The following is an 11690-nucleotide window of genomic DNA, read 5'->3' as shown; positions in this document are numbered from 1 at the left end:
AGGCTGGGTTACAGGAAGAAATCCACGCGGAAATAGATCGGCGATTCACGCTCGATAACGTCGGGACGTTCCAGGGAGCGGGCAAAGGTCACCGACGCGGCGACATGCTGGCCACGGGTAAACAGTTCGAATGAATTGCTGGACAGGCGGCCATGCTGATCGCCGTTGTAACGGTCGCCTTGGATCACGCCCTGATCGTAACCGGCCGCGGCGCCATACTCGGCAAAGACCGGCCGCATCCAGTCGAGGGTGACCGGACGAGTCAGTCGTATTTCGTTTCGCCAGTAGCCGCCACTGTCACCCGACAGAAACTGATCCTTGTAACCGCGCACCGACGACGAGCCGCCCAGGCTCTGGCGCTGCGGGCTGAACAGCACATCTTCACTGCGCTGCCCGGTGGCGAGGCTGGTGAACGTCAGCTTCTCGCCCCATAACTGAAACGGTTGCAGGTAGCTGAGGGTGCCGGTGTATTTGCGATAGCGCGCATCGGCCTGGCCTGGACCCGGGTCATGGTTGCCCTGGGCATCCAGCGCGCCAATGCCCTGTTGCATGCCCAGGTCGATGTTGAGAAACGCAGAGCCTATCCGGCGGCCGTGGTTGATGCCGAATTGCGCCTCAGTGATGCGGTTGCTGCTGAGTGCCAGCTTGCTGTCTTCTACATAGTTGTTGGTCCGCAGGTACGCCAGACCGGCATTGAGCGAGGTCTTGCTCAGCGCGTCACGGTGCACGACCCGCTCAGCCCTGAACTGATGGTTCTGGCTGTCGCCGTCCTGCTTGAAGTCGATATTGGACGCCTGGGCCACCGAGCGATATTCGCTGGTGCTGTACAGGTAACTGAACGTCCACCAGCCCCACGGCATGCTGTACGACAGCGAGGCATTGCGAGAGGCTTTCTGGCGATCACTGATCGCATCGTGTCCGCCGCGCAGGCTGAACTGATCAGCCAGGCCCAGCGGGTTATCCCACTCGATCCCTGCATTCCATTGCTGCTCACCGGTACTGCGCTGACCTTCGTTGGTACGCGACAGATTGGCTCGCCAAGGCTTTTGCGGCGTGTTCTTGACCACCACATCACTGCCACCCACCGCCTTGCCGGGCGTCAGTTCCATCTGCGTCTGATTGGACGGCAGGCGGTTGAGCTGATCGACCATCTGCTCGATCTCGCGCAGGTTGACCATCGTGCCTTCCTGACCTGGAAAGGTCATCGCCAGCTCACGCGCCGACAGGCCGCTGTCGGCAGCGCCACGCAGGTTCTCGAGCTTGCCTTCAATCACCAGCACCTGCAGGTCGCCTTTGGACAGATCCTGCTGCGGCAGATAAGCGCGCGTGGTCACCAGACCTTTTTCGATGTAGTGATCGGTGATGACCTTGAGCAGCTCGTTGAGCTGAGGAACGCCCAGGCATTGACCGATATAAGGCTTGATCAGGTCGTCGCGCTCAGCGGCTGAAAGCGAATCCGCGCCCTTGAGCTCGATGCGATCGATCGTGAAACAGCGTGTGTCGGCAGGCGCGACCGGAGCAGCAGGCTCGGTTTGCTTGCCCGGCAGATCCTTGAGGTCTTCAAGCCGGCGTCGCTGCTCTTCAAGCAGGCGGTCCTGGCGATCACGGATAAGGTCCTGCTCGCCAGGCGTGGTGGCGGCGAAAGCGGACAGTGGCGCCACGGCAAGCAGCGCCAGCACGGCCAATCTTGAAGCGAACAGATGCACGACGCGTCCCTGCGATATCATATTGATATTAAATTCGGGCGCGATATTAGTTCGCCATTACACTGGCGTCAAATATTTGTACTACTTTGTACAAAATTTATTACCGAGGCCAGAGGAGCCCCGAGGCACTGAAACGAACAGGATTTAGCTACGCAAAAATCGCAACCGTCTGCCGCCCCCTCAGCACCAGCTCACCGCTCTCACTCCAGATTTCCATGTCTTGAAACGAATAACCGTCAGCCGCCAAATGGCTTGAGGTTTTGAGCAAGAACCACTGGTCCGGCGCAGGCGCGTTGACGATATCCAGTGTCCAGGTGATCGTGCTGAGCGGCACGTGGGCTGTCAGGGTGGTGATGGATGCCGGGGGCAACGCGTCTGCCAGTGCGATAAGCGCCACCATTGGATCGATGCCTTGCGCATCCTCGTGCCTGACCCACATCAACAGTTCGGGATCAACTACTCCGGAGAACGGCAAGGCCCCACCGGCGGGCTTTTTCTGGAAGTTGTGAACACAAATGGGTGCCTGTGGCCCTGCATCCCACAATGAATAATCGTCGGGGTGGCCGACGGCGGGCCGCTGTGAATAATCGTGAAGAATCCGGCTGTCACGCGAAGCGGCAAACACCATCGTCATGTGCAGCGCCAGTTGCGCTGACGAAAAACAGTCGGCGGTCATGACGGTGACTGACTTCCCCTGACGCAACACGGTTGGTTTGAAGGTCTGCTCGTGCATCGCAGGGCCGACGAAGGTGATCTGGGCAGACTTCAATGGCGGCAGCTCGGAACCGCCCGCCTGAATCGCAGCATGCAACGCAAGCGCGGCGGTCAGCCCGCCATAAACCGTTCGGCCTTGCAGCCAGTTTTCGGGGGCGTTGAAGGGACTGGAGGGGTCGAAGCTCTGGAATATCCGTGCAAGTGAAGTCATCGTCTTTTCCTGAATAACATCAATCGGGATCAACACAGCACCAGCGCCCTATGAGGGCGGCGTCAAGCTTACCTGACCAGACTGAACGAACGCTGAACAGGCACTCATCAGTTCAACATGAGCGCTCACGGCCAGTGGCGCTGAACCACCGCATTTACAACAGGATGAGCATCGATCTGCAACAGCGAAGCATGAAATGTCGGTCGCGAACCACGCAGGTCATCACGCGCCCCGCTCCAGCGGCTTGCGATGCTGGCCAGGATCTCGACCGCGCCGGGTGCTTCGGGATGCCAATGTCCCGGCTTGGCGAACAGATCGCTGAACATCTGCCAGTGCCAGTAAAGGCGTAACCGCGCGCCCGACTCCAGCTTGCGGTGAGTCGCCTCATCACCATCAACCAGCCAGCGTTCCGGGAAGTCGATGATGGCGCTGGGTATGTAGCAGTTAGTGGCTATATAGATCAGCGCCCGGAGCGCTTGCGACCGCTGGGGCGCTGCACGCGGCAGAAGGCCTGCTTCCGGAAACTCAAGCCCCAGGTGAATCAGGATTGCCGCGCTCTCGGTCACGACGGTGCCGTCGGGCAGCACCAGAACAGGCACCTGCATCAGGGGATTGACCTGTTTCAACGCTTCCTTGCCGGGTCCCTCTTCCGAGGCGCAGGCGTCGATCAATGTGTAGGGTGTAGCGCAAAGCTCAAGCGCGACCTCGATGGCTGCCGAACCGCAGCCCTTGGCACCGTAGAGCGTGTACATGGCTGATATCCCTCGCAAAGAAGATCAAGCCTAGCTGACATCAAAAGACCATGCAGACCGCTCGGCGACTATGAAAGGCATCGGAGCGTTGTCGCAACAGCCCTCCTTCACGCATCATGCAACCGCCCTCTTCTCGATGCCTTCCATGAAACGCTACGAAAAATTCGCCGCCGACATCGCTGAAATGATCCGCAGCGGGATTCTGCCACCCGGCGAAAAAGTCCCCTCAGTGCGTGTGGCGAGCCGTACGTATTCGGTCAGTCCGACAACGGTTTTCAAGGCTTACTATTTGCTGGAAGACAAAGGACTCATTCAGGCGCGTGCCCGTTCGGGTTATTACGTGCGCGAGTACGGCCCGCAGACCATGACCGAGCCCGAGCTGGTCAGGCATGTGAGCGAAGGGACGGAGGTCAGTGTCAGCGACCTGATCTTTTCGGTGCTGGCGTCGCTCAAGGATCCAGACACCGTTCCGTTCGGCTCGGCGTTTCCCAGCCCTCATCTTTATCCGTTGCCACGCCTGGCGAAATCCATGGGCATCGCCGCAAGAGCGCTCACCCCATCAACCATCATCAATGACATGACCACGGGAAACGCCGAGTTGCGTCGGCAAATCGCACTGCGCTACATGATCAGCGGTGTGCGGCTGCCAGCACACGAACTGGTGATTACCAATGGCGCCATGGAAGCGCTGAACCTGTGCCTGCAATGCGTCACCGAGCCCGGCGATCTGGTTGCCATCGAGGCGCCTGCCTTTTATGCGTGCCTGCAGGTGCTGGAACGCTTGAAACTGAAAGCCGTGGAAATTCCGGTGCATCCCCGTGACGGTGTGGACCTGGATTCGCTGCAGGACAGTCTCGGTCGATTGCCGATCAAGGCCTGCTGGTTCATGAGCAGTTTTCAGAACCCGCTGGGCGCGAGCCTGACGCCGGAAAAGAAGACCCGGCTGTACGAACTGCTGGAAACCCACGACGTCCCGTTGATCGAAGACGATGTGTACGCCGAGCTGTATTACGGCAGCACCGCGCCGCAGCCGGTGAAGAGCCTGGACCGCAGTGGCCGGGTCATGCATTGCGGCTCGTTTGCCAAGACCCTTGCGCCGGGCTACCGGGTTGGCTGGGTGGCGGGCGGACGTTACGCCGAGCAGATCAATCGTCTCAAGCTCATGACCACTATTTCGCCCTCGGTGCCTGCGCAGGCGGCGATTGCCGATTACCTCAATCATGGCGGTTATGACCGGCATCTGCGCAAGCTGCGCGACACGCTGGAAATTCAACAAGGTGCCATGCTCGCCGCAGCGGCTCGCTACTTCCCGGCGGGCACTCGCGTGACGAAACCGGTCGGCGGCTACTTTCTGTGGTTCGAGTTTCCCGAACACGTGGATTCGCTTCGACTGTTTCAGGAGGCCCTGGCGCAAGGCATAAGCCTGGCGCCGGGACCAATCTTTTCGCCCTCGCAGCGCTTTCGCAACTGCGCACGCCTGAATCACGGCAGCCCCTGGGACGATCGGTGCGAACAGGCCATGGCAACTCTGGGCCGTATCCTCGCTTCATTCCGGGATACACGCCACAACTGATCCCTGTTTTTTTGCGCTTTCTGAATCTGTACCAGTTTTCACCTGCGTCCGATAATTGCCCTGCGATCCACACCGATCAATCAAGGGGTTCTCATGGGCAAGATGGCATTGGGTTTACTGGCGTTTCTGGCATTCACGATTGCGGTGGGCCTGCTGGGGACGATACCGCCTTCCTGAGGCTGGACCTGTCGAACCTGTCGAACAGCAGCAAGTAAAGAATGGGAATCAGGCCCAGGGTCACCAGTGTCCCCAGGGCCAATCCACCGATGATCGTGATTGCCATGCCTTCCCACAGCGGGCCGGCAAACAGCATCAACGGCACCAGCCCGATGATGCAGGTCAGTTTGGTCATCACGATAGGCCGCAGGCGTTTGACGGCGGCGTTGACCACCGCTTCGTGCACATTCAGGCCGTGCTCGCGCTCTACATCGATCCGCTCAAGCAGCAACACCGCGTTATTGACAATGATGCCCGCCAGCGACAGCAGGCCGAAGGTGGCCATGAAGCCAAACGGATAACCGGTGATGAGCAAGGCGCACGCCGCCCCGATCAGCACGAACGGCACACTGGTGATCACGATCAGCAACTTGCGAAACGAATTGAACTGCCAGACGAACAGCAGCAGCATGCCGACCAGCGCATGCGGCATGTACTGCAGCAACGCCTGATTGGCATCGGCAGAGTCCTGAATCTCCCCGCCCAGTTCGATGCGGTAGCCCACCGGCAGCTTGATTGCTGCAACTTGCGGAGCCAGGCGCTGGACAATGGTCGTCGCCGTCAGCGAGGGATTGTGTCCGGTCACGGTGATGGCGCGCTCCATGTTCCTGCGCAACAACGTAGACGCTTCGGACTGTGGCTCCAGAGTAGCGACTGTCGACAGTGGGACAGGACCTGAACCCGAGGCCGGGTAGATAAACGTCGTGTCCAGATCATTGCCGGAGGCTCCGGCATCCTCAACCGCTCGGGCCACCAGCGCTACCGTGGTCTCGCCATCCTGCATCGACGACACGGACAGACCACCATTACGCAAGCGCAGTGCCTGAGCGATGTCCTCGCTGCTGACCCCTGCCAAGCGCGCCTTGTATGGATCGACCACCACCTCATACCGCAGCAGGCGACTGCGCCAGTCGTCCTGCACGTCAACGGTGCCGGGCAACGCCAACAGGGCCTTTTCAAGCTGACCGGCCGCCTGGCGCAATACCTCTTCGTCCGGGCCGATGATCCGATAGATCGCCACGCCTGCCTCGGTGGTGCCCATGGAAAAACGCTTCGGCTGTGCCTGGACTTCCGGATGTTGCTGCAGCAGGAACCGGCGTGTTCTGGCAATCACCGCATCCAGATCGACGCCCTTGCGCACGCTGACCGTGAAGTAGGCAATGTCAGGGGCTGGCAACGGCGGGTTGAGACCCAGCACGATTCTCGGCCCGCCGTCGGCGACATACCCGATGCTGTCGACCACATCCCGGTCATTGCTCAGCCACTGGCTGATGTCACGCACGGTCTGCAACGTCGCTGTCGAGCTGCTGCCGGGCTCCATCGTCAGCGGAATCTGGAACTGCAAACGGTCGGACTTGGGCAGAAAGTCATAGGGCACGTGGGTCAGTACCACGACCGCACCAGCCAGCAAGCCGAGCATGCAGCCCAGAAAGATGAAGGGGTAATGCAGCAGTTGCTCGATGACCGTGCGATAGCCGCGGTAGAAACCTGAAGCGTACTCGTCGGGTGCCGGTGCGTCTTGATCAACGGTCGGCGCCTTGGCGAAGTAAAAGCACAACAGCGGCGTCACGGTGATGCTCAGCAGCCAGGAACTGATCAGCGTGGTCGCCAGAACGATCGCCAGCGAACGTAAGTATTCATTGGTGCTGGTCTGTCCGAGAAAAAACGGCGAGAACGCCAGCACGATCACCAATGAAGAGGTCAGCAACGGAATCGCCAGCGTACGTCCTGCGTCCTCGCACGCCTGCCATCTCGCCTCACCGGCATGCAGCCGTCGCTCGATGTCCTCGGCAATCACGATACCGTTATCGACCAGTAACCCGAGGGCCAGGATGATTGCCGCGATCGACACGGTTTGCAGCTCGATGCCCAGCGAGCGCATCACAATGAGCGTCGTCAGGATCGTCAGCGGAACGATGGCCCCTACGACCAGCCCGGTGCGCCAGCCCAGAAACAGCATGACCACGCACATGACGATCACCACGGTTTCGCCCATGACGTGGTACATCTTGCTCATCTCGTTCTGCACCACATCGGCCTGGAACGTCACGATGTGCAGAGCAAAACCGGCAGGCAGTTGCTGCTCAAGTTCGCCCAGACGTGCGCGAAGCGACGTGCCGAAGGCCTGAACATTGAGTCCCGATTGCATCGAGACGGCCAGCACGACCGCTGACTGTCCCTGATAGATGGCCGCCGTTTCCGGCGGGTCGACAGGGGCTACTGACACCTTCGCCAGAGATTGCAGTGGTACGCGCTCACCGCTCGCCAGTTGCACGGGAAACCGCCGCAGTTGCTCCAGAGAAAGGATTTCGCCACTCACCGACAGCGTGGTGCTCTGCTCCCCCACAACCGGATTGCCGCCCAGCGCAATCGCATTCTGACCCTGCAACTGTTGCAGCACCTGCTGCGGCGCTAGCCCGGAAGCACCCAGCGTCTGGTGGTCGAAATCAAGGTAGATGCGTTCATCCTGCAGGCCGTACAACTCGACCTGATCAACCCCGCTCAGACCGTACAACTGATCACGGAGACGTTTGATGGGGCCGCGCATCTCACTCATGCTGAAGCCCGGCGCCGTGACGGCGACCGAGGCGACGGCGACACGGCCGAAGTCATCGTCCACCAGCGGCCCCTGAGTGCCGGGCGGAAAGCTGCCGCTCAGTTCGCCCACCTTGGCCCTGAGCCGTTGCCACAGCGCGGGGAGATCCTTGACGCTGTCATAAGCTGTGACCTGTACGATCACTCGGCCCGGCTTGATGGTCGTGACGATGTCCTTGATCTGCGCCAACTCCCGGATCCTGTCTTCCAGTGGCCTTGCCAGCAACTCCTCCGCGCGCTCGACGGGCAGACCCGGCAACGCCACGCTGACCAGCGCATCGCGCACGGTCACGGACGGTTCTTCCTGAGAAGGAAAACCCAGAAAAGCCAGGACACCGGCGATCAGGATCAGGCCAGCGGCAAACAGCGTGAGGCGACTCGCCCCCATGGCGTTACGGGTAATGTTCATGGGGCGCTCTCAGTCAAACGGGTCGTGGGTTGGAACAGGCTGACGGTCTGTCCGTCCTGCAAAAAAGCAGTGCCGGCTGTTACCACCTGCTCGTTTGCGAACAGTCCCTCGGTGACAACCGCGCGCCCTTCCCTGACGGCGCCCAGCGTGATGTTTCTGATGGCAACCGTGCCAGGTGGCTGATAGACAAACACCTGCGCAGCTCCCTTGCTCGTCCCCATCCACAACGCTTGAACCGGTATTGATAAGGGTTGTACGCCCTGCTCAGGCGTCATGTGCACCAGCAGCGTCACGCCACTGGCCACTGATTCGGAAGGATCGAGCAGACGAAACAGGCAGTTGCGCACCAGCCCGTCCTCGGAACGCGGCGAGATGCCTTCAAGCACCAGATCAAACCCGGCAGACGATCCTGAGCTAAAGGAAGCGTGCGCCCGATCGCCGACTTTGAAATGGCTGGCCTGCTCGACGGGAACCGCTGCCATCACTTGCGGCCGATTGCGCGATTCCACCTGCAGAACCACCTGCCCGGCCGCCAACATGGCGAAACGGTCGGCACGGCGCGCCACGACACGCCCGGAAAAGGGAGCGATCAACTGACTGCGCTCGGCCTCCCGACGTGCCAGAGCAAGCTCGGACTTCGCCCGCGTCTGCTCTGCCACAGCCTGAGTCTGCGCAGCACGGGCTGCCTCCACAACGCTTTCGGCGACGCTGCCAGCGGCCAGCAGATTTTTCTGGCGTTGATAGTTGAGCCCACGCTCCGCAGCCTGAGCCGTCGCAGCGCTCAGGCTGGCCTGGGCCTGCTGGAGCCGCAGCGCGGCGGGCTGACGATCCAGCGCCGCGAGCACTTGGCCCTTTTCGAATGCATCTCCAATGTCGACCCGCAGGTCGGCCAGCGTACCTGCCGATTCAAACGCCAGGCTGGCGCTGTCAGGCTGGCGAACGACGCCGGAAAAACGCAGGCCTTCGCCCGCTCCGCTTCTGACAGTTTCGACTTTTACCGCCCGAATGACAGGCGCCACGGCGGCAGGCTTGTCGTCGCAACCGCTCACCAGCACCGCAAGAAGAACAGCGCCACAACCAACGCCCAGCCGCTTCATCAAGCCGGGCAATGTCATGAAATGGAATCGCATGGCAGGCCTCTGGCGGTCAAAAGGCGTAGTTCAAGGCAAGCAGACCGCTCGCTTCGGCGTCCGTCTCGACCAGCGGGCTGCCGCGGGTCTGATCGGTGTAATGCGTGACACCGACGCTGGTAACCGTCGACCAGTGATCGTCGAAGCTGTGCTGCCAGCTGAGCGCTGCGGAATACGCATAAATGCCGCTGTCGGCCGTGAAACGGGAAAAGCCGGTGCGCTGGCTCTGGATCGGGCTGACCCCGAAATAAATCTGGTTATAGCGACCGTCTCCGGCGTGCGCGTCGATATCGATAGCCACGGTGTCTGACTGGCTGTGGTAGGCAATGCCTTCAAAGCCCAGACGGTAGCGATTGCCGCGCTTCTCGCCTGCCAGGCGCAGTTCGGCTTCGCCGCTGACGGTCAGCCAAGGCAAAAGCTGCTGGGAAAGCATGAGGTCAGCGACCGTCGCACCACCGACCGTCCCCATGCCCTTGAGCTCGTTGGAGCCCGGACGGTTTGTGCTGTTTTTCTCGGTACGGCCGAAGTCATAGTTGAGCGCAGCACTGGCACCGAAGCCCGACTGCGACTGATACTGCAGCCCCAGCCCTCTGAGGCTGTCAGCGAACAGCATGCCGCTCTGTACGGTGAACATCGGCAGCACCTGGCTGCGGTATTCGTCCGCGCCCATGTAACGCGGCCCGACGCCCATGCCCAGTCCCAGATTGACATTGACCTTGTCGCCCAGCAGCGATGAGCCGGAAGCGGCATCGTCGGCGCGTGCCTGACCGGCCAGCACCACAGCAGCAGTGGCAATCAAAACCTTGAACAGCAAGGGACGTGACGGGGTGCAGATGTTCATGATAGTCATGGGGTAACTCCAGGTTGAGTCAGGGGGGAAGAAGTGACAGGTTCTGCGCCGTTCAGGACGCGATAGAGGTCCAGGCGGTTACGCTGCAGATCGTGCAAAGACTTGCGAAAGGTGGCGTCGGCCTGGGCGACACGAATGGCCGATGCCAGCGGCGCGCTGCGGTCTGTGTTGCCCGCCTCCAGTTCGAAGGCCATGCGCCGGACCTTTTCCTGGACCAGCGCGACACGCTTGACCTCATCACGCACGTGATCCAGCGCCTGCTGACGGCGGGTCAATACATCGGCCATTTCGCGGAAAGCGATCTGAATGGTTTTCTCGTAGTCGGCGACGGCGATCTGTTTGCGCACCTGTGCCAGGTCCAGGTTGGCGCGATTGCGTCCACCGTCGAACAGCGGCAGGTTCAACTGCGGACTGAACAGCCAGGCACCGCTGCCGTGACTGAACAGGCTGCGCAGGCTGTCGCTCTGCACACCGACTCCTGTGCTGAGCGTGATGGACGGGAAAAAGGCCGCACGGGCTGCGCCAATGTTCGCGTTGCTGGCCTTCAACGCCTCTTCGCGCTGGCGAACGTCGAAGCGTTCCAGCAGACGTTGAGACGGCAAGTTCATCAGCAATGCAGGCGTGTCGATCGCAGCGGCGGTCAGGTGTGCAGGTTCGAGCGTCATCGACGGCAACGGCGCCGAGTAGCCGGTCAGGAGCAACAATGCCTGAGAGGCGCTGGAATGATCACCGATGGCATCCTGCAGTTGCTGCTGCGCGCTCAGCACCTCCAGGCGCTGCATGGCAACGTCGTCGAGGGAAATGGCGCCCGCGCGCTGCTGTCCCTCGGCCATGCCGAGCAGCATCGAGCGCGTGTCACTGATCGTCTGCGCATCGACCTGCAAGGCTGCCGCCATGCGCTCGGCGAGCCAGGCCTGCGTCACTTCGGCCACCAGAGCGCTGCGGGCGGCCTGCTGGCCATGAAGCGTGGCCAGATAGTCATGACGCGCTGCGTCGGACAGGCTGCGCAAGCGACCGAAGAAATCCAGCTCGTAATTGGAAATGCCCACGGAGGCGACGGTGATGTCCTGGCCGTAACGCTCGTCAGCGGCCTTGTTGTCGAAGTGCTGGCGATCACGCTCGAGCCCTGCGGCCACCGTCGGAAAGCGATCCGCGACGCTCAGGCCGCGCATCGCCCGGGCTTCCTCGACGCGCAGGCCGGCGATGCGAAAGTCACGATTGAAGTCCAGCGCCGACAGCACCAGCGTGCGCAGTTCACCGGTTGGAGACAGCTCGGTAATCAGCGTCTCTTCGTCGGACGTCAGCACCGCTTGCGAAGGCGGTGCAGCGGCTGACACAACGCCGGATGACACCGTGGCAGGGACAGGTAATGGCGGCTGCTGATACTCGGGTGCCAGGGAGCAACCTGAAACAGTCAGCACCATCAGCCACGCCGCGCACCACCGCAGGGTGCGATGCCGGGAAACACGGATAGGCTTGGACAGCAGCGTGAGAGTGGGCATAGGATCTGTTCGCGACAGTGGGGTCTGAACGC

The 11690-nt window shown here is 61.1% G+C and carries 8 protein-coding genes; 1 reads left to right on the top strand and 7 read right to left on the bottom strand.

All coding sequences use genetic code 11. From position 1 onward, the window contains the following. Window positions 1-8: 8 nt before the first annotated feature. The 3 genes from CFBP1590_RS11750 to CFBP1590_RS11740 all read right to left on the bottom strand — a co-directional run bounded on the left by CFBP1590_RS11750 (window position 9) and on the right by CFBP1590_RS11740 (window position 3383). Complete coding sequence (locus tag CFBP1590_RS11750) at window positions 9-1706, bottom strand: ShlB/FhaC/HecB family hemolysin secretion/activation protein (RefSeq protein ID WP_088236398.1); 1698 nt, start codon at window positions 1704-1706, stop codon at window positions 9-11. 148 nt (window positions 1707-1854) lie between these two features. Further along, window positions 1855-2631: a thioesterase family protein gene (locus CFBP1590_RS11745; protein WP_058431636.1), complete on the bottom strand. Its 777-nt coding sequence runs from the start codon at window positions 2629-2631 to the stop codon at window positions 1855-1857. 125 nt (window positions 2632-2756) lie between these two features. Continuing rightward, window positions 2757-3383, bottom strand: coding sequence for a glutathione S-transferase N-terminal domain-containing protein (locus CFBP1590_RS11740; RefSeq protein WP_088235069.1), 627 nt, complete (start codon window positions 3381-3383; stop codon window positions 2757-2759). Window positions 3384-3528: 145 nt separating this feature from the next. Between CFBP1590_RS11740 and mapR the strand changes: the two genes are divergently transcribed. Continuing rightward, the gene (mapR, locus tag CFBP1590_RS11735) at window positions 3529-4956 is read left to right on the top strand and encodes a GntR family transcriptional regulator MpaR (RefSeq protein ID WP_029243458.1); all 1428 of its coding nucleotides are present in this window, start codon (window positions 3529-3531) and stop codon (window positions 4954-4956) included. Between the two features lie 133 nt (window positions 4957-5089). On the opposite strand, the gene CFBP1590_RS11730 is transcribed toward mapR, so the two are convergent. From CFBP1590_RS11730 to CFBP1590_RS11715, 4 genes are read right to left on the bottom strand one after another with little or no spacing between them, the layout of a single operon-like run. Further along, complete coding sequence (locus CFBP1590_RS11730; protein ID WP_088235068.1) at window positions 5090-8176, bottom strand: efflux RND transporter permease subunit; 3087 nt, start codon at window positions 8174-8176, stop codon at window positions 5090-5092. Further along, a complete protein-coding gene (locus tag CFBP1590_RS11725) occupies window positions 8173-9306 on the bottom strand; it encodes an efflux RND transporter periplasmic adaptor subunit (RefSeq protein WP_088235067.1) in 1134 nt (377 codons plus the stop codon). Before CFBP1590_RS11725 ends, CFBP1590_RS11730 begins: the two co-directional genes overlap by 4 nt. A 16-nt stretch (window positions 9307-9322) precedes the next feature. Beyond that, window positions 9323-10147 (bottom strand): MipA/OmpV family protein, encoded by an 825-nt coding sequence (locus tag CFBP1590_RS11720; protein ID WP_163003452.1) that lies wholly within the window; start codon window positions 10145-10147, stop codon window positions 9323-9325. 5 nt (window positions 10148-10152) lie between these two features. Next, the gene (locus CFBP1590_RS11715) at window positions 10153-11658 is read right to left on the bottom strand and encodes an efflux transporter outer membrane subunit (protein ID WP_058431632.1); all 1506 of its coding nucleotides are present in this window, start codon (window positions 11656-11658) and stop codon (window positions 10153-10155) included. Window positions 11659-11690: the final 32 nt, after the last annotated feature.

Source organism: Pseudomonas viridiflava (assembly GCF_900184295.1).
GTDB lineage: Bacteria > Pseudomonadota > Gammaproteobacteria > Pseudomonadales > Pseudomonadaceae > Aquipseudomonas > Aquipseudomonas viridiflava.
This window is presented reverse-complemented; position numbering and strand designations above follow the sequence as displayed.